A 20852-nucleotide genomic window follows, 5' to 3' on the forward strand; every position below is an offset into this window, starting at 1 on the left:
CTTGCTGCACCGCTGACCCGGTGGTCCACTTCGTGGATCACCGGGTTTTGCGTCGTATGCTCGCCGACAGGCGGATGGCGCTGCTGCGGACCGCCGATCGTGACTCGAGAGGCGCCCGTGGAGCTGACCGACTATCTGCGCATCCTGCGTCGCCATTGGCGGGTCGTGCTGCTCGCGGCGCTGGTCGGGGGCCTCGTCGCTGCGGCTTACACCCTCACCCGACCCAAGGTCTACGCCGCGACCGCCACCGGTTTCGTCTCCTCCGGGTCTTCCACCTCGGCAGCCGAGGCGTCCGTCGGTGACACGCTCGCCAAGTCGCGCGCCACGTCGTACGTCGATGTCGCCAAGAGCCGGGGGACGGCCGCCGGTGTCGCTCGGCGGATCGGCACCACGCAGTCGCCGGACGCCCTGGTCGGCAAGGTCTCCGTCCGCCAGCCCGAGGACACGGTGCTGATCAAGGTGACGGTCAAGGCTTCGTCGCCGGCTGAGGCTCGGGCCACCGCCAACGCCTGGATCACTGAGCTCGCTCACCAGGTCCAGCTGATCGAGCGGTCGGGCACCAACGGGCTCCGGGTCGTGCCGCTGGAGTCGGCGCAGCTGCCGGCCTCGCCGACGTCGCCGGTGCCGAAACGGGACATCCCGATCGGCATCGTGGTCGGCAGCATCCTCGGGTTGACCGTCGCTGTGGGGCGCAGCCAGCTGGACCGGAGGGTCCGTGACCAGGACGAGATCCGCCGCCAGTTCGGCGTGCCGGTGATCGCGTCCATCCCCGGACACAAAGCGCTCGATCGTGGGCGAGGCACCCTGTTCCCGGTGCTGATCGGTGAACGGCGCAGCGGCTCGGGCGACCGGGCGATCGCGTCGGAGGCCTTGCTGAAGCTGCGCACCAACCTGCGCTATATGGACGTCGACAACCCGCCCCGCGTGGTCGTGGTGACGAGTCCGGCCGCGGGCGACGGCAAGTCGACGGTGGCCTCCAACCTGGCCTCGGCGCTGGGCGCGTCGGGCCAGCAGACCGTGCTGGTCGACGCCGACCTGCGGCGGCCGGTGGTGGCGGAGGGCTTCGGTCTGGTCGAGGGCGCCGGACTCACGGACGTGCTGGTCGGGCGGGTGGACGTCCAGGAGGTGCTGCAGGAAGCGCCGCATGCGCAGAACCTCTGGATCCTGGCATCGGGCAACACACCGCCCAACCCCAGTGAGATCCTCGGCTCGCGCGCCATGCAGACGCTGGTCGAGAAGCTCTCCTCGACGGCGTTCGTGATCATCGACGCGCCGCCGGTCCTGCCAGTGACAGACGCCGCGGTGCTCAGCACGATCGCGGACGGCGCTTTGGTGGTCGTGAGCTCCGGTCGCACCGTCGACACCCAGCTGCAGCACGCGATCGATGCGATCACCGAGGTCAACGGGCGCGTCCTCGGCATCGTCCTCAACCGGGTCGCCAAGCGCGACTCCGCGACCTACTACGGCTACCGCCGCGAGCAGTACGGCTCGCGCTGACGCGGGCGGACAGCTGTGCTGCCCGGCCGCTAGCGGCCGTGCTCGCGGGCCTGGCGCCGCGCTCGTCGGGTACGCCGGACCAGCTCCGGCACCAGGGCCGGACCAGTCCGTAGCCGCTCCAGGTTGTGCTGCAGCTGCGAGCGGCCGTCCGGCGGCGGGGTCTGCGGCCACACGACCTCCCGCACCGTGCCGGGCCACGCCCGCAGCGGGCGCTCCCGGAAGCGCGTCAGCAACCCGCCGCCTCGGGTGCCGGGTTGCTGCAGCAGGTGCCACAGCATGAGCTGGCGGGGCGTGCCCAGACCTGTGGTGGGGCGCGCGATGCCGGCCAGGTCCAGGAGCGGACCCAAGGTCGAAGTGGCGCCCGTCGCGGCGGCGACAGCGGCCAGCGCGCCCCGGTCCATGTCCGCCTGTGCCACGCGCTCGACCCAGTCGATCTCGCGCACGCTGTCTTGCTCGCTGGGCGCCCGCAGCACGTTGAGTCCCCACACCACGGCCGCGCTGGGCAGGTCGGGCGCGGGCACCCGCGCGTGAGCGACCTCGACCGTCGTGGCGCGGGCGTACAGCACCTCGAAGACGTCGGCCGCTGGTCCTAAGAACCCGGGGAAGTAGTGGTGCACATCGATGGAGCAGGTCCAACGGTCGTGCGTCAGCGTCACCGCATGGGCCGGCAGCACTCGGTGTACGTCATCACCCGGGTCATGGGCGGTCCAGCCCGCTGCGCAGAGCGCTCGCACCAGGCGATCGTGGCCGGCGGGTTCGCACAGCACGTCGACGTCGCGCGAGCCGTGCCCGGGCCGCAGGTCGTACGCAGCGAAGGTCGGGCCCTTGATGCACAGCGCGCGTACGCCGGCATCCCGGGCCACCACGGACACCAGCGCCGTGACGAGCGGGACGGCCTGGTCGTGCGAGACCGTGGCGGCCGTCATGCCGGCTCGTCCGAACTCGCGCGGGCGAGGCGTTGCGCAACCAGGTCCGGCAGGAAGACGCGCAGCACGGATCTGCTCCAGTCGGTCGGGTGGTCGGTCGCCGCGCTGACCCGCTGAGCAAGGTCGTCGAGGCCTCGAGGACGATCGTCGAGCAGCTGCCAGATGAGCGCACCTGTCGGGTTGAGCTGCACCGGCACGGCTTCGTCGGGCGGGTTGAGTACCGTCATCGCTAGGCCGTCGGCGTCGGCGATATATGCGACGTCCGCCGCCCGTGACCACCTCATCGGAGCTCCCACGCGGTCCATCGTGACCGAGGCGGAGCGCGGACGCGAGCTCGACCCGCGCATCGATCGTTCGGTGATCGACGCCATGTCACCCCCCGGGAGTCATCTACCCTCGGGGCCATGTCTTTGTCCCCGGACGTGTCGACCGAACCTGCTGCTGGCCGCATTCTCGTGGTCTGTACGGGCAATATCTGCCGCTCGCCCTACATTGAGCGGCTGCTGGCCGCCGAGCTGCGTGACACCGGTATCGAGGTGACCAGCGCAGGGACCGGTGCGCTCGTCGGAGCGCCGATGGACCCCGAGTCCGAGAAGCGGCTGATGGCCGCTGGTGGTGACGGCACGGGCTTCGTCGCGCGCCAGCTGACCGATGAGATGGTGCGTGAGACGGACCTCGTGCTCACGGCCACCCGCGAGCACCGGACCGAGGTCGTCCAGCTGGAGCCGAAGGGCCTGCGCAAGGTCTTCGCGGTCGCCGACCTGTCCGACCTGACCGAGGGGATGTCGGCGGCTGATGCCGAGCCGTCGTTCCTCGACGACCCGAACGACTCCCGCGTCGCGCGGATCATCTCGGCCGCCGCCCGCCGGCGGGGCGAGATCCACGCGCGTACGGGCGAGGAGGCAGCCATCGTCGACCCGTTCCGGCGTGGCCCCGAGGTCTTCGATCAGATGGCTGCGCAGATTGCCGTGCTCCTGCCGAATGTCATCCGGGTGTTTCGCGACTAGGCGAATGCCGATCGCCGATTGGTTGCACTCAGGGCGCTAACCTGTCCTCTGCTTCCGTGATCAATCTGAGAGCGAATTCTTCTGGTGAATATCACTGTTGTCGGCCTGGGCAAGATCGGACTTCCCCTGGCCGTCCAGTTTGCGAAGTCCGGGCATCACGTGCACGGCGCAGACGTCAATCCCACTGTTGTCGAGACCGTCAATCAGGGCCAGGAGCCCTTTCCCGGCGAGGCTCATCTCCAGGACTATCTCGCTGAGGTCGTGGCTGCGGGCCGGCTGACGGCGACGACCGACACGGCAGCTGCCGTCGCCGACAGCGACGCCGTCGTCGTGGTGGTCCCGCTGTTCGTCGACGACGAGGCGCGGCCCGACTTCGGCTGGATGGACTCGGCCACCGACGACATCGCGCGCGGTCTGAAGTCCGACACCGTCGTGATCTACGAGACGACCCTCCCGGTCGGCACCACCCGCACCCGGTGGAAGCCGCGCCTGGAGCAGGGCAGTGGCCTCACCGAGGGCACCGACTTCCACCTCGTCTTCTCACCTGAGCGGGTTCTCACGGGTCGGGTTTTCGCCGACCTGCGCAAATACCCCAAGCTGCTCGGCGGCCTGAGTGAGGAGGGCGCCAAGCAGGCGACGGCGTTCTACGAGCAGGTCCTGCAGTTCGATGACCGGCCCGACCTCGAGCGCGGCAACGGCGTCTGGGACCTGGGCTCCGCCGAGGCGGCCGAGATGGCCAAGCTGGCGGAGACGACGTACCGCGACGTCAACATCGGCCTGGCCAACCAGTTCGGCGTCTTCGCTGCCAACAACGGCATCGACGTCTACCAGGTCATCGAGGCGAGCAACTCCCAGCCCTACAGCCACATCCACCGCCCCGGCATCGCCGTCGGTGGCCACTGCATCCCGGTCTACCCGCGGCTCTACCTCTGGAACGACCCGGATGCCACGGTCGTACGCGCCGCACGCGAGGCCAACGCGGCCATGCCTGCCTACACCGTGGGTCTGGCGGCCGGCGCTGCCGGCGGCAGCCTCAAGGACAAGCGGGTCGTCGTGCTCGGCGCGTCCTACCGCGGTGGTGTCAAGGAGACGGCCTTCTCCGGTGTCTTCGGCACGGTCGACGCCCTGCGCGCTGGGGGAGCCCAAGTGCTCGTGCACGACCCGATGTACTCCGCCGAGGAGCTCGGCGAGTTCGGGTGGGAGTCGTACGACCTCGGGCAGCCGGTCGACATCGCGATCGTCCAGGCCGACCACGCGTCGTACGCCGACCTGGACGCCTCGGACCTGCCCGGCGCCACCATCGTGGTCGACGGCCGAAAGGTGTTGGACCGCAACCGTTTTGCGGGGCTCACCTTCCTCGTGGTGGGCCAACCTTCCGAGCAGGCATAACCGTGGCCGTTCGCATCGTCGACTCGGCCGATGTGGCCGAGTCGGCCATGATCGGCGAAGGTTCGTCCGTCTGGCACCTGGCGCAGGTGCGTGAGGACGCTGTGCTCGGTCGCGACTGCATCGTCGGGCGCGGTGCCTACGTCGGCACGGGCGTTCAGATGGGCGACTCGTGCAAGCTGCAGAACTACGCTCTGGTCTACGAGCCGGCAGTGCTCGAGAACGGCGTATTCGTAGGCCCTGCAGCGGTATTCACCAACGACCACTACCCGCGGTCGATCAGTCCGGACGGCACCCTCAAGCGGGGCGACGACTGGGAGGCCGTCGGTGTCACCTGTCGAGAGGGCTCCTCGATCGGTGCGCGTGCGGTCTGTGTCGCGCCGGTGACGATCGGCCGCTGGGCGATGGTGGCCGCCGGCTCGGTGGTCACCAAGGACGTACCGGACTTCGCTCTCGTCGTCGGCGTCCCGGCCCGGCGGATCCGCTGGGTGGGGCGCGCAGGCGTACCCCTGGAGCAGGTGGACGAGACCACCTGGCGCTGCCCGCAGACGGGCGATCACTACCTCGAGCACGACGGCAACCTCACGGAGGCATCTTCAGCATGACCGAGTTCATCCCGCCCGCGAAGCCGATCATCGGTGACGAGGAGCGCGCGGCCGTCGACCGGGTGCTGCGCAGCGGCATGGTCGCGCAAGGCCCGGAGGTCAAGGCTTTCGAAGAGGAGTTCGCCGAGCACTTCGGCCTCGGACGCCCTTGTGTCGCAGTCAATTCCGGCACGTCCGGCTTGCACGTCGGCTTGCTGGCCGGCGGCGTCAAGCCCGGCGACGAGGTCATCGTGCCGTCCTTCACGTTCGCCGCGACGGCCAACTCGGTGGCGCTGACCGGCGCCACGCCGGTGTTCGCCGACATCAGCGCTGATGACTTCTGCCTCGACCCGGCCGCCATCGAGGCCGCGATCACCGACCGCACGGTGGGTGTCATGCCGGTGCACCTCTACGGACACCCGGCCAAGATGGAGGCGATCCTCGAGATCGCCGAGAAGCACGGGCTGCAGGTCTTCGAGGACGCCGCTCAGGCGCACGGGGCGTCGCTGCACGGCACGCCGGTGGGCGCCTTCGGTGCGTTCGCGATGTTCTCGCTCTACCCGACCAAGAACATGACCTCAGGCGAGGGCGGCATGGTCACGGCCGGCACACCGGAGGTCGAGCGCCTCATGCGGCTCTATCGCAACCAGGGCATGGAGAAGCCGTACCACAACGAGGTCGTCGGCCTGAATAACCGGATGACCGACATCCACGCCGCGATCGGCCGGGTGCAGCTGACCAAGGTCGGCGGTTGGACCAAGCAGCGTCAGGAGAACGCTGCGTTCCTCACTGAGCACCTGGACGGGGTGACGCCGCCCCCGGTGGCCGACGGAGCCGTACACGTCTTCCACCAGTACACCGTCCGCGTCAGCGACGACCGTGACGGCATGGCCAAGGCGTTGAAGGACGAGCACCAGATCGGTTCGGGCATGTTCTATCCCGTGCCCAACCACCGGCTGAAGCCCTTCCAGGTCGATGTTGAATTGCCGGAGACGGAGCGGGCTGCACGCGAATGTCTTTCATTGCCAGTGCATCCGTCGCTCTCGCAGGCTGACCTGGAGCGCATCGTCACGGCGGTCAACACCCTCGCAAAGGCAGGTGCCTGAGGTGGCTCAGCTGCGCGCAGGTCTGATCGGGCTCGGCATGATGGGCCGCCACCACGCTCGTGTGCTCGGCAGCCTCGAAGGCGTCGACCTCGTCGCCGTCGCCGACCCGAGTGGCGACAAGCACGGCGTTGCCGGTGGCCGCGAGGTGCTCTCCAGCGTCGAGGAGCTCATCGAGAAAGGCGTCGACTACTGCATGGTTGCGGTGCCGACGGCCTTCCACGAAGAGGTCGGTACGGCTCTCGCGGACGCGGGTGTGCACGCGATCATCGAGAAGCCACTGGCCGAGAACCTCGAGACCGCCGAACGACTCGTGAAGGCGTTCAAGGACAAGGGCTTGATCGGCGGGGTCGGACACATCGAGCGCTACAACCCAGCGCTGCAGCAAGCGCGCTCACGGATCGAGTCCGGTGACCTCGGCGAGGTGTTCCAGGTCGTCACTCGCCGGCAGGGTCCGTTCCCGGGTCGCATCGCCGACGTCGGTGTGGTCATGGACCTCGGCACGCACGACATCGACCTCACGGCGTGGGTGACGCAGCAGGAGTACACCTCGGTCTCCGCGCACACGGCCCACCGTTCGGGTCGCGACCACGAGGACCTCGTCGCAGTCGTCGGTCGCCTCGACAAGGGCACTGTTACCAACCACCTGGTCAACTGGCTGTCTCCGCTCAAGGAGCGCACGACCGTGATCACGGGCGAGCGCGGCACCTTCATCGCGGACACCCTGAGTGCCGACCTGACGTTCTATGCCAATGGCGAGATCGCCACGACGTGGGACGAGATCAGCCGCTTTCGAGGCGTGTCCGAGGGCGATGTCATCCGCTACGCCATCGCCAAGCCGGAGCCGCTGCGCGTGGAGCACGAGCAGTTCCGCAACGCCGTCCTCGGCCTGGAGGGTGCGGACATCGTGACGCTCGAGCAGGGACTGGCGACGGTCAAGGTCGCCCGCGCCTGCATCGAGTCCGCCGCCAGCGGCACCAGCGTCACGCTCTGATCGCTGGTCGAGTAGGCGAGCCCCCAGGGCGAGCCGTATCGAGACCAGGTGACCGCGTGCGGCTGGTCTCGATACGCCCTTCGCTAGCGCTCCGGGCTACTCGACCGGCTCTCCGTCAGAGCCTTCACGGTCGCCTGCGCGGCGTGGCCGTCGCCGTACGGCGTGGCACTCGTGTCGCGCGGCTGCGGTCGCGTCACGAGCCGGGGCAGGTCGGCGAGGTCCAGCGCGAGGGCGTTCCAGCCCAGATCGATGGTCTCGACCCACTCGGTCTCGGTGCGCACGGTCGTACACGGCGTCCGCAGCAGGAAGGCCTCCTTCTGCAGTCCACCTGAGTCGGTCACGACAGCCGAGGCGCGGCGTACGGCACCGACCATGCTCGGGTAGTCCAGCGGGTCGATCACGCTGATGGACCCGCGCGACAGCTCGATGCCGTGCTCGGCCGCCTTGGCCACGAGCCGCGGATGTGCGGTGAGCACGACCGGGAGCGGGAGAGTCGCGAGCCCGTCGATCACCGCGCGCAGGCGTACGGGGTCGTCGGTGTTCTCCGCGCGGTGGATCGTGGCAAGAGCGAAGTCGCCGTCGGGGACGGACGCGGGCGGGGAGGCCTGCGCCGCGACCATGAGACACACGTCGGTCATCACGTCCCCGACGAGCACGGTCCGCTTGTCGAGCCCCTCGGCGGCCAGGTGCTCGACGGCGACCTGAGTCGGCGCGAGGCACAGGTCGGCGGCGTGGTCGGTCAGGACCCGGTTGTGCTCCTCGGGCATCCTCCGGTTGAACGACCGCAGCCCGGCCTCGAGATGGGCCAGCGGCAGGTGCAGCTTCACTGCGCTCAGGGCGCCCGCCACCGTGCTGTTGGTGTCGCCGTAGACCAGCACCCAGTCGGGTTGGTGCTCCAGGAACACGTCGTCCATCTGGGCCAGCATCGCGCCGGTCTGCTTGCCGTGCGAGCCGCTGCCGACGCCGAGGTGGACGTCCGGGGCCGGGATCTGCAGGTCCTGGAAGAACACGTCCGACATGTTGGCGTCGTAGTGCTGACCGGTGTGCACGATCACGTGCTCGTGACCCTGCGCGGTGAGCTCCGCGGCGACGGGCGCGAGCTTGATGAACTGGGGCCGGGCGCCGACGACGCTGAGGATCTTCACGGGGTACGAGGCTACTCATTCGGGGCGGGCACGGGCCCGGGCGCGCCCGCCGTGATTCGGTAGTGTGCCCCGGGTGACCTCCGCGCCTTTGCGACGTGCCGGACTGACGGTCCTCGCAGGCAGCGCGTTGGGTTTCGGGATCAATCTCCTGCTCACGCCGGTCCTTTCGCGGATCTACAGCCCGGCGACGTTCGGGCTCTTCTCGACGATCGTCGCGGTCGGTACGGCCGCGGTCGGGCTCTCGACGCTGCGCCTGGAAGTGCGGGCCCAGAGCGAGCCGGACGATGCCGTGGCGCGGGCGCTGATGTCCCTGGCACTGGTCGTCGCGGCCCTGACATCGCTCGTCGCGACCTGGGTGGCCATCGGCGCGGTGATGCTCGGAGCGCCTCGGGCCTGGTGGCTCGTCGGCCCGGTCGTCCTGGCCGGCTCGCTCCAGCTGATCGGTACGGCCCACCTGGCTCGGCGCGGCGGCTACCGCTGGCTGGGCGCGGCCAACTTCATCCAGGGCGCCGGCACGGGTCTGGTTCAGGTGGTCGCGGGCTGGTGGCGCGCCTCGGAGCTCGCCCTGCTGCTCGGCTTCCTGCTGCCCAGAGCAGTCTGGATGGCGCCGGTGGCGATCCGCCCGGGTTCCAGACGTCGTCGATCCCTCGGTTCGACCTGGGCGCAGTTCCGCGGCTACGGCCTGATCGCAGGCGCGAGCGCGGGCGTCAACTCGATCGCGGGCCAGGGACTGATCCTCCTCTCCTCAGCGACCTACGGGAGTGTCCGGGTCGGTGCGCTCGCGATGGCGGTCCGGGTCCTGGTGAGTCCGCTGGGCATCATCGGGCAGGCGGCGGCCGCTGCGTCCATCGGTGAGATCGGGCGCATCCTGCGCCTCGGTGGCCCGGCTCGCTCGGTCGTGCGGCACGGCGTGCGCGACCTGCTCGTCGTCGGCATCGTGCCCTGTGTGCTGGCGATGGCCCTGGGTCCGTGGCTTGCGCCGCGGGTGCTGGGTTCGGAGTGGAAGGAGGTCGGTGTCCTGGTCGCGTGGCTGGCGCCGGGAGCCCTGTTCCAGTTCGCGGTCGCGCCCTTCTCCCAGCTGATGAACATGACCCGCAACAACCGGGACCTGCTGCGCTGGGACCTGATTCGACTCACGTTGCTGGTGCTGTCGTTGCTCGTGCCGTGGGCGTTCGGCGCACCCCTGTGGGCGACGATCGCGACCTACTCAGCGAGCCAGATCGTGCTGTACGCCGTGCTGCTGCACCTGGTGATGATGTCGGTCACCGGCCGGCACAAGCTCGGCGGCCCGAGTCCGACGGAGGAGGACCTGGACGAGGTGCGTACACAGCAGGTCGACCGCCCCGATCCGGACGCGCCGAGCCTGGACTGGTTGGACTGGCACGAGGGCACGGAGGCCCAGCACGACCAGGCGGCCGACCCGGTCGCGACGCTCGGCGCGCTGTGGCACGAGCGCCGCACGCACGAGAGCAGTCGGCGGCGTTAGCGCCGGGGCCGGGAGAGCGACGTGCCCGTACGCCGTCGTGGAGTCTGTTTTCGCGGGGTCTTGGGAGCACCCCACGTGGTACTTCGGACCGCGACCGGCATGCCGAGCATCATCAGGGCGAGCACGATGCCGCCATGTGTCGAGAGCACGGTCAGCGCCGCGGTGTTGGCGGCGGCCACCAGCACGAGCGTCATGGCCGGCGCGGAGACCTGCAGCGGCAGGTGAGCCGACCACTTGTCGAACCAGCGCAGATAGAGCCCGAGCACCACGGCCATGCCGAGGCAGCCGGCGATGCCGAAGTTGGCGTAGCCGTCAGCCACCAGGTTGGCGTTCGCGGCGACGGACGAGGAGCGGTAGTACTGGTAGCCGATCAGGTGCGAGGGCGTCAGCTCGTAGGGCGGGGCGCCCATGAAGGACAGCACGCTGTGCCGCAGGCCGTAGCGCGGGTGCTCGGAGAAGTAGTCGAAGTACAGCGCGGTGTTGAGCCCGGCGGTAGACAGCGCGCGGCGCACCAGCAACGAGGAGAACGCGAAGCCGTGCGTGATGTAGTCGATGACGCCGGCTGCCACCACCGTGCCGCCGAGCGCCAGCAGCCACTGATAGCCCTGCCGACGCTTGGGTGAGCACAGGAAGTACGCGCCCATCGTGAGGGCGACGCCGACGAGGTAGGACTTGTAGCCGGTGATGCTGTAGAGCACGAGGATGCCCATGGCCGCGGCCACGGTGAGCGGTCTGTTGCGCCGGTACATGCCGGCGCCGAGCACGACGGGCAGCACACCCGCGCCGACCCAGCCGACGAGGTAAGCACCGATGGAGCTGACGTTGGAGGTGTACTCCGAGCGCTGCTCGTAGACGTCGTTCAGACTCAGCATCCCCGGCGAGATGCCAAGGCTCAGGATCAGGTAACCGAGGCCGGCCGTGACGAAGCCGAACACCAGGACCCAGAAGAGTGACTCGGGCAGCTCGACTCCACGCGTCGGTGTACGCCCGCCCATCAGGCACAACCGGATGATCCCGAAGGTGGCGAGCGTGGTCACCTGCAGGACGAAGACGCCCCACGGGCTGAGCGGCCCCCAGAACACCGGGATCGACAGGATCGGGATGCCGACCGTCGCCAGCAGGAAGGTGAACGCCGCGTGCGAGGGATGGATCCAGCGGCGGAAGTTCATCGAGCCGAGGACGGCGAGCATGACCAGCCAGACCGCGACGTCGCGCCACCGCCACGGACGCGACGTGTAGCCGATGTAGCGGAAGTGGTCGGCGATGAAGTAGTCGATCACCAGCACGAGCAGGACCGCGTAGAGCACCGTCGCGAAGATGTTGACGGTGTTGAGGCGAGGCCCCTCGGGCCGCTTGCGGGACGCGCCGGTACGCCGCGCGCCGCCCGGCCGCGCAGGGCGGGCTTGGGTGGCCGTCATGTGCGCGTACGTGCCAGGAGGTCGCGGGTCAGCGCGACCAGCTTGGCGCCCTCGATCTCGAAGTTGAACACCGTCTCGACAGCGTGTCGCCCGCGTCGACCCATGTCAGCGGCCCGGTCCGGATCATCGACCAGCGTCGAGACAGCAGACGAGATCGCTTCGACATCAAGGGGATTCACGAGCGTGCCGCAGTCGTAGGACCCGAACATCAGCTTCCACGACGGGAAGTCCGAAGCCACGAACGGCCGGCCGGCCGCCATGTACTCGAAGATCTTGGTCGACTGGGCCTCGAGGTAGTTGGGCAGCGGGTGCAGGACCGCGAGACCGACCGTGCTGTCGGCCAGCATCTCCGGGATGTCCCGAGCGGCCACGACCCCGCGGTAGTCGACCCGGTCGCTGCTGTCGTCCACGTGCGAGCGTGCGTCGGGCGCGACCGGCCCGGCGAGCACCAGCTCGGTCTCCGCCGGCATCGCATCGACCGCTGCGACCATCTCGCGTGACCCGCGGCCGGCCGAGATGCCGCCGATGTAGCAGAGCTTGACGGGCGAACCCTGGGGCATCGGCGTCGGCAGAGGGAAGTCGCGCAGCCACGGGAAGTTCTGCACCACGGTGACCCGCTTGTTGCGGAAGTTGCGGGCGATCGACGGCGTCGCGGTGACGATGGCGTCGAAGGACCGGTCAGCCATCGCCTCGAGCCCGCGCACGAAGGTCGCGACCGCCGGGCGGCTCCAGGTCGGCAGGTAGGGCTTGCCCATGACCTGCTTGCCGAGGTCCTCGTGCGAGTCGAAGATCGCCTTGCCGCGCGAGGTGGCCTTCCACAGGGCAACGACCGGGATGAGCTCGGGGTCGTGGATGTGGACCACCTGCGGCTGCAGCCGGCGTACGGTCCGGAGCGCGTCGACCGGCCCGAGTGCCATCCGGGTCAGCCGGTTGCTGCGCCGGGGGAGGGCATGGACGGGGATGCCGTCCACGACGGAGTCGGCGTCCTGGGTGGCGATGACGTGCACGTCGATACCGGCCTCGTGCAGGACGGTGCACTCCTTGCGGAAGATGCGGTTGTCCGTGGGCGGGTGTGCCGTCGTGAGGTGTACGACGTCCGGTCGCGTCGTCATCGGCTCACCGCCTTCCGTCCTGAGGTGCTGGCCGCCTCGAGCACGCCGGTCAGCGTACGTGCCGCGCCGGTGCGCGAGAAGCGCGTCGTGACGATGCGGCGCCCCCTCTCGGCCCACTGCCGGCGCTGCGCAGCGTCGGAGGAGGCAAGGTCCTTCAGCGAGCGGGGCAGCGAGTTGGGCTCGCCCGTACGCCCGGCCTCGCCGTCCGCGACGACCGTCCGCAAGCCTTCGCCGGCGTTGCTCACGATCGGCAGGCCGGCTGCCATGTAGTCGAACAGCTTGTTGGGGCTCATGCCCGAGGTCAGCACCGGGAGCGGCTCGATGCAGTGCACGCCGAAGTCCGCGGCCGCGAGGATGCGGGCGAGCTCGGGCTTGGGGACCGGGTCGAGGAAGCGAACGTTGTCCAGATCGTCGGCCGCCTGGCGCAGACGAGCCTTCTCGGTGCCCGATCCGACGAGCACGAAGTCGACATGCGGCAGCTCGCGCGCCGCGTCCAGGACCATGTCGAGGCCGTTGGCCGGGCCGTGCGCTCCGGCGTAGACCGCGGTGTCCTGGGTGAAGCCGAACTCCTCGCGCAGCGCGGTGCGGTCCTCATCGCACTCGAAGTCGGAGGTCTCGGTGCCGTTGGGCACGATCACGACCTTGTCCAGGTCGACGCCGAGGGACTCGAAGTGCGGCTCCCAGCCGGGCGTCACGACGACGATGCGGTCGGCGTGGTGATAGATCCAGCGCTCCAGACCCTCGAGCACCTGATGCAGCCGGCTCCCGCGAGTCAGCGCGCCCGCACCGATGATCGACTCGGGCCACAGGTCGCGAACCTCGACGATCAGCGGCGCGCGCCGCAGCCGGGCCACGGCCCAGCCCGCGACGGGTGCGAGCAGGTGAGGCGTCGAGGCGTAGACCGCATCGACCCGACGACGGGTCGCACCGACGCCCGTTGCCTGAGCGGCATAGAGCGCCCAGCCGAGCATCCGGGTGAGGCTCGCGCCCTCGTACGACGGGATCGGCAGCAGCCGGAAGCGTTCGTCGTCGGTCGAGTAGGACTGCTGGGTGTTGTAGTTGCGGTTGCCCGCGACGATGAGCGGCGCCCAGCCGTCCACCCGGCTGAACAGGTCGACGTGACGGGTCCCGCCGCTCTGGGTCCGCGGGATCGCGAACTGGTTGAGCACGACGACGTGCTTCATCGAGCGGGCACTCCCTTCACCACAGCGTGGTTTCCTGTGTCTCGTACGACGACCGCGCCGGCTCCCACCGTCGAGCCTTCTCCGATCGAAAGACCTTGCAGCACAGTGGAATTCGCGCCGATCAAGGCGCCTGCCCCAACGGAGACATTGCCGGAGACGCAGGCCTGCGGGTTGAGCCGGCTGTAGTCGCCGAGCTCGACGTCGTGACCGACGGCGGCGTTCTGGTCGACGTGCACGTGGCGACCGACTCGGATGTGAGTGCTCAGCCGCACGCCCGGCGCGATCACGACTCCGGGGCTGAGCTCGACGTCCTGGCCGATCGTGGTGTCGGGGTGGATCAGCGTTGCCCACTGCTGCTGCGGTCGCGCCCGGTCGATGGACTGCCGGGCGGTGGCGGAGCCGATGCCGATGACGGCGCGGGCGTCGAGGCTGTCCAGCTCGGTGAGTGGACCGAGGTGGCGTACGTCGAGGCGCTTGAGCAGGGCGAGGTCCTCCTCGCGAGGACCGTCGTCGACGTAGCCGGCGACCGACCACCGCGCGTCCCGCGCATTGATGGCCGCCACGATGCCGAGGACCTCACGGCCGAACCCGCCGCAGCCGATGATGACCAGCTGTTCGGTCATGCCACAGAGGCCTCGGAGACCCGGCCGGCCTCGATGTCGATGGTCTTCGCCTGACCGGAGGGTCCGAAGAACTCGGTCATGGTGACGCTGCCGTCCTCGGCGATGCCGTCGCGGCGCAGCACGGGGGAGACGGTCCGCCAGATGAGCTGCATGTCGAGCGCGAGGTTGCGGTTCTTGACGTACTCGACGTCCAGCGCGAGTCGGTCGTCCCACGAGATCGTGTTGCGTCCGGACACCTGGGCGAGACCGGTGAGGCCCGGCTTCACCTCGTGCCGACGAGCCTGCTCGGCGGAGTAGCGGTCGAGGTAGCGCACCAGCAGCGGTCGCGGGCCGACCAGCGACATGTCGCCCTTCACGACGTTCCAGAGGGCGGGGAGCTCATCGAGGCTGGTCGCCCGCAGCGTGGCACCCAGCGGCGTCATCCGCTGCTCGTCGGTGACGAGCCCCTTGGCCTCGTCAACGTCGAGCATCGTGCGGAACTTCACCATCTCGAACGGCTTGCCGTCCAAGCCGGGACGCGTCTGACGGAACAGCACCTGACCGCCCATGCGCCGGCGTACGGCCACCGCCACGGCCAGCTGGATGGGCGCACTGACGACGAGTGCGGGCACGGCGACCGACAGGTCGAAGCCTCGCTTGAAGCGGCGCGACTTCAGGACCCGCTTGGCTACGCGGCGTCCCTGGGCACTGAGCTGCATCGTGACGGTCTCCTGGTTGCGGTTGGTCATGCTGCACTCACTGCTGCGGTCGTGGCTTCGATGACGCGCTCGACGTCGCTGTCCGACAGCTCGGACCCGCTCGGCAGCGTCACGCCGTAGACGAACAACGTCTCCGACTGCTTGCCGCCGAACATCCGGCCCCGCTCGTAGAGCGGCTGGAGGTGCATCGGCTTCCAGAGATGGCGGGCCTCGATCTGCTGGGCATCCAGCGCGGCCACCACGTCGTCGGCGCTGACCGACACCTCGGCCGGGTCGAGCACGATGCAGGTCAGCCAGCAGTTGTCGTCGACGTCGGTGTCGCCATCGGTGCGGCCGAGCAGTCGTACGCCGGGCAGCCGCCCGAGCGTGTCGGCGTAGGCCTGCCGGTGTGCGCGTCGGCGGGCGATCATCTCGTCCAGCCGTGACAGCTGGCCGACCCCGAGAGCCGCCAGGATGTTGGACATCCGGTAGTTGAAGCCCATCTCGGTGTGCTCGTACCAGGGCGCCGGCTGGCGCGCCTGCGTCGACAGGTAGCGCGCGCGGTCGACCAGGTCGGTGTCGTCGCTGATCAGCATGCCGCCGCCGGAGGTGGTCATGATCTTGTTGCCGTTGAACGACAGGGCGGCCGCGCTGCCGAACGAGCCTGCGGCCCGACCGGCGTGCGAGGCACCGAGCGCCTCAGCGGCGTCCTCCACCAGGGCGACGCCGCGCTTGGCCAGCGCCGGCTCGAGCCGGGAGTAGTCCGCACTACGACCGAACAGGTCGACCGACATCACGCACGCGACGGTCTTGCCCTCGACCTGGAGAGTGTCGACGGCCTGGAGTACCTGGTCGACGTCGAGGTTGGCGTCCGAGGCCTGCGAGTCGACGAACACCGGCTGAGCGCCGGTGTAGAGCACGGCGTTGGCCGATGCCGCGAACGTCATCGACGGCAGCACGACCACGGTCTCGGGGCCGGCACCGTGGTGCAGCAGTGCGAGGTGCAGCGCGGCCGTGCCCGAGGCGAGGGCGAGCGCGGAGGCGACACCGACCCGCTCGGCGATCTCCGCCTCGAAGCGGTCGACCATCGGACCCAGTGGCGCGACCCAGCCGGACCGCAGCGCCTCCAGGACCAGCTCTTCCTCGACCTCGGTGACGTGCGCTTTCGACAGGTGGATGCGGGGGGCTGTCACGCCTGCTCCTTCACGCGTACGCCGTAGGCGGCCCGAACCTCTGCCAGCTCGACGTCAGGCAGACGCGGCGAGGGCCGGTCGGCAGTGGCCTCGTCACGCATCCAGGCGTGGGCGGACTCGTGGTCGTGCGGGTGTGCCGTCAGCACCTGGTGCGGCGTGATCGACGGGACGCCGACGTAGTTGACCTGCGGGTGGATCGACCGGTTGATCTGCTCGCCAGGGATGAACAGCTCCTCCGTGAGCTTCTCGCCCGGTCGTAGCCCGGTGTAGACGATCTCGATGCCGGGCTTGCCGGACAGCTCGATCAGCGTGCGGGCGACCTCGACGATCTTTACCGGCTCGCCCATCTCCAGGACCATGACGTTGCCGTCCTGCCCGATGGCCGAGGCCTGCAGGACCAGCTGGCACGCCTCGGGGATCAGCATGAAGTAGCGCTCGACCTCGGGGTGGGTGACGGTGATCGGGCCGCCGCGCTCGATCTGCGAGGTGAAGGCGGAGATGACCGACCCGCGCGAGCCCAGCACGTTGCCGAAGCGGACGCTGACGAAGGTGCCCTTGCCGCGGTGGGCGAAGTCGGCCGTGAGCCGCTCGGCGAGCCGCTTGCTGTAGCCGAGCACACAGCTGGGGTTGGCGGCCTTGTCGGTCGAGATGTTGACGAACGTCTCGACACCCGACTCGTACGCCGCCTGCAGGACGTTGCGAGTGCCCAGCACGTTGGTCTTCCAGCCCTCGAGCGGGAACTGCTCCAGCAGGGTGAGGTGCTTGAGCGCGGCCGCGTGGAACACCAGGTCGGGCTTCTCGCGCTGGAACAGCACCCGCAGCGCGTCCAGGTCGCGGATGTCGACGAGGGCGAGCGTGCCGTCGTCCAACAGCGCGCGGCCGGTGAGGCTCATCTGAGCGGCGTGCAGTGCGGACTCGTCGCGGTCGAGCAGCAGCAGCCGTTTGGGACCGAAGCGGGCGATCTGGCGGCACAGCTCGGCGCCGATGGAGCCGCCGGCACCAGTCACCAGAACGGTCTTGCCGGAGATCGAGTCGGCAATAGCGTTCTCGTCCAAGCGGATTCGGCGACGGCCGAGGAGGTCTTCGAGGTTGAGCTGGCGCAGGTCCTGGCCACGCGGGCTACCGATCAGCTCTTGCACGGTCGGCAGGATCAGCACCTCGAGGCCGGCGCGCCGCGCCTCGTGGCTGAGGTCGCGGACGAGGTCGGCGTCGGCGCTCGGCATCGCGATCACGAGGGACCGAGCACCACTGCTCTCGGCGAGCGACGCGAGCCGGCTGCGGTCACCGCGGACCGGCACGCCGTCGATCTTGAGACGACGCTTGCGCGGGTCGTCGTCCAGGAGGGCGACGGGAGCGTACGGCGCGTGCTGGTCGCGCTGGATGGCGCGGATCAGCTGGCGGCCACCCTCACCCGCACCGAACACGATGATCTTGTGGTCCTCGTCGCGGCTGGTGGTCCGGCCCCAGCGATAGGAGCGCACGACGAACCGCAGCGTGAACATCCCGACGACGGCGAACGCCGGCACCGCGATCGGCAGGCTGCGCGGCACATCGAGCCACGGCGTCAGCAGCACGATGGCGCTGAGCGTGACCGCGCTGAACACCGCGACCCGGCCGATGTCGGCGGTCTCCTCGAACGAACCACGTTGGTGTCCAACGCGATAGGGACCGAGGACGACACCGCCCACCAGGTGGACCACGCAGGCGACCGCCGCGAACTGGGCGATCGGCCAGCTGTTGATGTGCGTGACATGGAGGTCGAATCGAAGCCACGCGGCGACGTAGGTCGCGAGGGCCACGATGGCTGCATCGACGGCAGCCCAAACACCTTGGACCAGACGCTCCCGACGCGTCATGACGCTCATGGAACTGTGTCCCCTGTCCTGCTGGGTCGGTGAACTCACTTAGGAGGCGGAGCTGCTGCTGACGGCCGTACGTCGGCCACGGCTCGCGCCGTCACCGTCGCTCTCGGCGGTCTTGCTGCCGCCACGGCTACTACCGCCGCCACGGCTGCTGCTGCCACCACCACTGCTCTTGCCACTGTTCTTGCCGCCACCGCGCTTGCCGAGCTTGCGGCCGCCCTTGGCCGGCTCGGTCGGGCGGTACTCGTAGCGGTAGTCGTAGTAGCCGCCGGCGGACTTGCGGGGAATGCGGTTGAGCACGATCCCCAGGACTCGGCCGTTGACGGTCGCCAGCGAGTCGAGAGCGGTGTCCAGCTGGTCGCGGGTCACGATGCCGGAGCCACTGACCAGAACGGCTCCACCCACGAGCGTGCTGAGCACGGCGGCATCGGTCACCGGCAGCAGCGGGGGAGCGTCGATCAGGACGTAGTCGAAGCTGCTCTGCAGACGGGCCAGCGTCTCGCGCATGGCTGTCGAGCCGAGCAGCTCGCTCGGGTTGGGCGGGATGGCACCGGCGCCGAGCACGGCGAGCCGGTGCTTGCCGAACGGCTGCAGCACGTCACGCAGGTCCGCGCGCTCGATGAGCACGTCGGTCAGGCCGACGCCGCCCTCCATGCCGAGGTAGTCCAGCAGCCGTGGCCGGCGCAGGTCGCCCTCGATGAGGCACACGCTCGCGCCGGACTCGGCCATCGCCAGAGCGAGGTTGGCCGTGGTGGTGGTCTTGCCCTCGCCGGCCAGCGAAGAGGTGACCACGATCGTGCGCGGGTGGTTGGCCACATCGACGAACTGCAGGTTGGTACGCAGCGAGCGGAACGCCTCAGCGCGGCCGGACTGCGGGTCGGCCTGCACGATCAGCGGCTGGGAGCTGGCCTCGGAGTCGTACGGGATGCCACCGATCACGGTGACGTCGGTCAGCTCCTCGATGTCTTCCTTGGTGCGGACCCGGCTGTCGAGGATGTGTCGCAGGATCGCGACCGCAACGCCCAGCAGGAGGCCGAGCATCAGGGCCAGGGCGATGTTGCGGACCGGGCGGGGGCTGACCGCTCCGGGCGAGGCCTGCGGGTCCTTGACGACCGTGACCTTCACCGGGCTCGGGCTGTCAGCCTTGACCCGCTCGAGGTCCTGCACCGTCTTGGGGAACTGCTCGCTGACCGACTTCGCGATGGCCTTCGCCCGGGCCGCGCTGCGATCGGTGATCGAGACGTCGATGAGGACCGTGTCGACCGGGATGTTGGTGCTCACGTGAGCCGCGAGCTGGGTCGGGGTCAGCGGCAGCTTCAGCTGCTGGACCACCGGGCCGAGCACCTTGGGCGTCTTGAGCAGCTCGGTGTAGGACTTCACGCGCTGCTGGGTGAAGGTGCTGCCCTGCGCGAGCTGAGCCGAGTCCGATGAGTCCGACGTCGAGACGAAGAACTGGATGTTCGACTGATACGTCTTCGGAGTCAGCACCGTGAGCAGCGTGGCAAGTGCGACGACCAGAAGGGCAACAGCGGGGATGATTCGCCAGCGCTTTCGCAAAATGCGCGCATAGCTCTGCAGGTCCACGTATTCCCTTTCACGGTGGTGCTCACGTCACAAGACACGGCCGACTCTCTTGGCCGCCCGCGGAAGCATATCGGCGACAGACACCAAAACGTGACATAGCGACTTGTCGGCTTTGCGGTGCAGATTGCGGGTCTCATGTGCTAATCGCCTATGTCGTTACTCGCCAGTCGGAATGGGTTTTGTGGCACACTCCGGCCCCTGCCCGGCCAGCGACTCGGTGAGCTCGCCGCCTACGATCGGCGGCCATGCGTCTGATCACTGCCAACGTCAATGGCATCCGTGCGACGGTCCGTCGAGGTGGCCTCGACTGGCTCGCTGACCAGGCACCCGATGTCGTGACGCTCCAGGAAGTCCGAGCCACCCCTGAGCAGCTCGAGTCCGCTTTGGCACCAACCGCATTCGTGGACTGGCAGGTCGTCCATGCCTCAGGCCCGGCAGCCGGGAGAGCGGGCGTCGCGGTGCTCAGCCGACACCCGGTCGTACGCCGCTCGCTCGACCTGGCGGACCACCCCGACCTCGGCCGCTGGGTCGAGGCCGACATCGCGACTCCTGGCGGCGCGGTCATCACGGTCATCTCGACTTACGTCTTCACCGGTGAGGCGGGCACGGAGCGGCAGGTCGAGAAGCTCGCCTACCTGGACACCATCAGCCGCCGCCTAGCGACATTGCGCGACGGACATGCCGTCCTCACCGGCGACCTGAACATCTGCCACACCCAGCGCGACCTGAAGAACTGGAAGGGCAATCGCGGCAAGTCCGGATTCCTCCCGGAAGAGCAGAGCCGCCTGAGCGAATGGTTCGACGACGGCTGGGTCGACGTGGGGCGGGCGTACGCCGGTGACGTGGACGGTCCGTACACCTGGTGGTCCTGGCGCGGGCAGGCGTTCGACAACGACACGGGCTGGCGGATCGACTACCAGATCGCCAGCCCCTCGCTCGCGACCCAGGTGAAGCACGCGGAGGTCGGACGCGCGGCCTCGTACGCCGAGCGCTGGAGTGATCACGCCGCGGTCATCGTCGACTACGCGGTGGACTGAGTCTTCTTGGTGAGACTCCTGCAAGACTGGGCAG

Annotated in this window: 19 protein-coding genes; 8 read left to right on the forward strand and 11 right to left on the reverse strand. The window is 69.2% G+C overall.

The genetic code is table 11. From position 1 onward, the window contains the following. The first annotated feature begins 117 nt into the window (after positions 1-117). On the forward strand, positions 118-1497 hold the full coding sequence (locus VV02_RS09805; RefSeq protein WP_052591303.1) for a tyrosine-protein kinase domain-containing protein: 1380 nt from the start codon (positions 118-120) through the stop codon (positions 1495-1497). Positions 1498-1526: 29 nt separating this feature from the next. On the opposite strand, the gene VV02_RS09810 is transcribed toward VV02_RS09805, so the two are convergent. Both VV02_RS09810 and VV02_RS09815 read right to left on the reverse strand, forming a co-directional pair. Further along, positions 1527-2423: a nucleotidyltransferase family protein gene (locus VV02_RS09810; protein WP_052591305.1), complete on the reverse strand. Its 897-nt coding sequence runs from the start codon at positions 2421-2423 to the stop codon at positions 1527-1529. Then, complete coding sequence (locus VV02_RS09815) at positions 2420-2707, reverse strand: PqqD family protein (protein ID WP_169787671.1); 288 nt, start codon at positions 2705-2707, stop codon at positions 2420-2422. The genes VV02_RS09810 and VV02_RS09815 overlap by 4 nt, the downstream gene beginning before the upstream one ends. 120 nt (positions 2708-2827) lie before the next feature. Between VV02_RS09815 and VV02_RS09820 the strand changes: the two genes are divergently transcribed. From VV02_RS09820 to VV02_RS09840, 5 genes are all read left to right on the forward strand, one after another. Beyond that, complete coding sequence (locus VV02_RS09820) at positions 2828-3430, forward strand: arsenate reductase/protein-tyrosine-phosphatase family protein (protein WP_083450050.1); 603 nt, start codon at positions 2828-2830, stop codon at positions 3428-3430. A gap of 84 nt (positions 3431-3514) precedes the next feature. Next, a complete protein-coding gene (locus tag VV02_RS09825) occupies positions 3515-4819 on the forward strand; it encodes a nucleotide sugar dehydrogenase (RefSeq protein WP_052591311.1) in 1305 nt (434 codons plus the stop codon). Between the two features lie 2 nt (positions 4820-4821). Beyond that, on the forward strand, positions 4822-5421 hold the full coding sequence (locus VV02_RS09830) for an acyltransferase (protein WP_052591313.1): 600 nt from the start codon (positions 4822-4824) through the stop codon (positions 5419-5421). Next, positions 5418-6506, forward strand: coding sequence for a DegT/DnrJ/EryC1/StrS family aminotransferase (locus VV02_RS09835; RefSeq protein ID WP_052591316.1), 1089 nt, complete (start codon positions 5418-5420; stop codon positions 6504-6506). Before VV02_RS09830 ends, VV02_RS09835 begins: the two co-directional genes overlap by 4 nt. 1 nt (position 6507) lies before the next feature. Continuing rightward, positions 6508-7497, forward strand: a complete 990-nt coding sequence (locus tag VV02_RS09840) for a Gfo/Idh/MocA family protein (RefSeq protein ID WP_083450051.1) — start codon at positions 6508-6510, stop codon at positions 7495-7497. Positions 7498-7580: 83 nt separating this feature from the next. On the opposite strand, the gene wecB is transcribed toward VV02_RS09840, so the two are convergent. After that, positions 7581-8642, reverse strand: a complete 1062-nt coding sequence (wecB, locus tag VV02_RS09845) for a non-hydrolyzing UDP-N-acetylglucosamine 2-epimerase (RefSeq protein ID WP_052591317.1) — start codon at positions 8640-8642, stop codon at positions 7581-7583. A gap of 73 nt (positions 8643-8715) precedes the next feature. On the opposite strand from wecB, the gene VV02_RS09850 reads away from it, so the two are divergent. After that, positions 8716-10128, forward strand: a complete 1413-nt coding sequence (locus tag VV02_RS09850) for a lipopolysaccharide biosynthesis protein (RefSeq protein WP_052591320.1) — start codon at positions 8716-8718, stop codon at positions 10126-10128. Here VV02_RS09850 and VV02_RS09855 read toward each other — a convergent pair. The 8 genes from VV02_RS09855 to VV02_RS09890 are packed head-to-tail and all read right to left on the reverse strand — an operon-like array spanning position 10125 to position 19781. Next, the gene (locus tag VV02_RS09855; protein ID WP_052591321.1) at positions 10125-11546 is read right to left on the reverse strand and encodes a hypothetical protein; all 1422 of its coding nucleotides are present in this window, start codon (positions 11544-11546) and stop codon (positions 10125-10127) included. The genes VV02_RS09850 and VV02_RS09855 overlap by 4 nt on opposite strands. Then, positions 11543-12658 carry a glycosyltransferase gene (locus tag VV02_RS09860; protein ID WP_052591323.1) on the reverse strand — a complete coding sequence of 372 codons (1116 nt, stop codon included), beginning with the start codon at positions 12656-12658 and terminating at the stop codon, positions 11543-11545. The genes VV02_RS09855 and VV02_RS09860 overlap by 4 nt, the downstream gene beginning before the upstream one ends. After that, positions 12655-13842 carry a glycosyltransferase family 4 protein gene (locus tag VV02_RS09865; protein ID WP_052591325.1) on the reverse strand — a complete coding sequence of 396 codons (1188 nt, stop codon included), beginning with the start codon at positions 13840-13842 and terminating at the stop codon, positions 12655-12657. Before VV02_RS09865 ends, VV02_RS09860 begins: the two co-directional genes overlap by 4 nt. Beyond that, positions 13839-14465 carry a NeuD/PglB/VioB family sugar acetyltransferase gene (locus tag VV02_RS09870; protein WP_052591326.1) on the reverse strand — a complete coding sequence of 209 codons (627 nt, stop codon included), beginning with the start codon at positions 14463-14465 and terminating at the stop codon, positions 13839-13841. Before VV02_RS09870 ends, VV02_RS09865 begins: the two co-directional genes overlap by 4 nt. After that, the gene (locus VV02_RS09875) at positions 14462-15193 is read right to left on the reverse strand and encodes a sugar transferase (protein WP_281177298.1); all 732 of its coding nucleotides are present in this window, start codon (positions 15191-15193) and stop codon (positions 14462-14464) included. Before VV02_RS09875 ends, VV02_RS09870 begins: the two co-directional genes overlap by 4 nt. Beyond that, positions 15190-16335, reverse strand: coding sequence for a DegT/DnrJ/EryC1/StrS family aminotransferase (locus VV02_RS09880; protein WP_052591328.1), 1146 nt, complete (start codon positions 16333-16335; stop codon positions 15190-15192). Before VV02_RS09880 ends, VV02_RS09875 begins: the two co-directional genes overlap by 4 nt. Beyond that, complete coding sequence (locus VV02_RS09885; protein WP_245633036.1) at positions 16332-18191, reverse strand: polysaccharide biosynthesis protein; 1860 nt, start codon at positions 18189-18191, stop codon at positions 16332-16334. The genes VV02_RS09880 and VV02_RS09885 overlap by 4 nt, the downstream gene beginning before the upstream one ends. Positions 18192-18239: 48 nt before the next feature. Continuing rightward, entirely contained in the window at positions 18240-19781 is a 1542-nt protein-coding gene (locus VV02_RS09890; protein ID WP_083450054.1) for a tyrosine-protein kinase domain-containing protein, read from the reverse strand. 245 nt (positions 19782-20026) lie between these two features. Here VV02_RS09890 and VV02_RS09895 point away from each other — a divergent pair, with 245 nt between their 5' ends. After that, positions 20027-20818 carry an exodeoxyribonuclease III gene (locus VV02_RS09895; RefSeq protein WP_052591330.1) on the forward strand — a complete coding sequence of 264 codons (792 nt, stop codon included), beginning with the start codon at positions 20027-20029 and terminating at the stop codon, positions 20816-20818. The last annotated feature ends 34 nt before the right edge of the window (positions 20819-20852 follow it).

Origin of the sequence: Luteipulveratus mongoliensis, assembly GCF_001190945.1 — a bacterium.
In the GTDB taxonomy this organism is placed as follows: Bacteria; Actinomycetota; Actinomycetes; order Actinomycetales; family Dermatophilaceae; genus Luteipulveratus; species Luteipulveratus mongoliensis.

Bases quoted from the DNA above. Each gene is read 5' to 3' on its own strand.
- VV02_RS09810 (WP_052591305.1), bottom strand. From the start codon at position 2,423: ATGACGGCCGCCACGGTCTCGCACGACCAGGCCGTCCCGCTCGTCACG.
- VV02_RS09815 (WP_169787671.1), bottom strand. From the start codon at position 2,707: ATGAGGTGGTCACGGGCGGCGGACGTCGCATATATCGCCGACGCCGAC.
- VV02_RS09820 (WP_083450050.1), top strand. From the start codon at position 2,828: ATGTCTTTGTCCCCGGACGTGTCGACCGAACCTGCTGCTGGCCGCATT.
- VV02_RS09835 (WP_052591316.1), top strand. From the start codon at position 5,418: ATGACCGAGTTCATCCCGCCCGCGAAGCCGATCATCGGTGACGAGGAG.
- VV02_RS09855 (WP_052591321.1), bottom strand. From the start codon at position 11,546: ATGACGGCCACCCAAGCCCGCCCTGCGCGGCCGGGCGGCGCGCGGCGT.
- VV02_RS09860 (WP_052591323.1), bottom strand. From the start codon at position 12,658: ATGACGACGCGACCGGACGTCGTACACCTCACGACGGCACACCCGCCC.
- VV02_RS09865 (WP_052591325.1), bottom strand. From the start codon at position 13,842: ATGAAGCACGTCGTCGTGCTCAACCAGTTCGCGATCCCGCGGACCCAG.
- VV02_RS09870 (WP_052591326.1), bottom strand. From the start codon at position 14,465: ATGACCGAACAGCTGGTCATCATCGGCTGCGGCGGGTTCGGCCGTGAG.
- VV02_RS09875 (WP_281177298.1), bottom strand. From the start codon at position 15,193: ATGACCAACCGCAACCAGGAGACCGTCACGATGCAGCTCAGTGCCCAG.
- VV02_RS09885 (WP_245633036.1), bottom strand. From the start codon at position 18,191: ATGACGCGTCGGGAGCGTCTGGTCCAAGGTGTTTGGGCTGCCGTCGAT.
- VV02_RS09895 (WP_052591330.1), top strand. From the start codon at position 20,027: ATGCGTCTGATCACTGCCAACGTCAATGGCATCCGTGCGACGGTCCGT.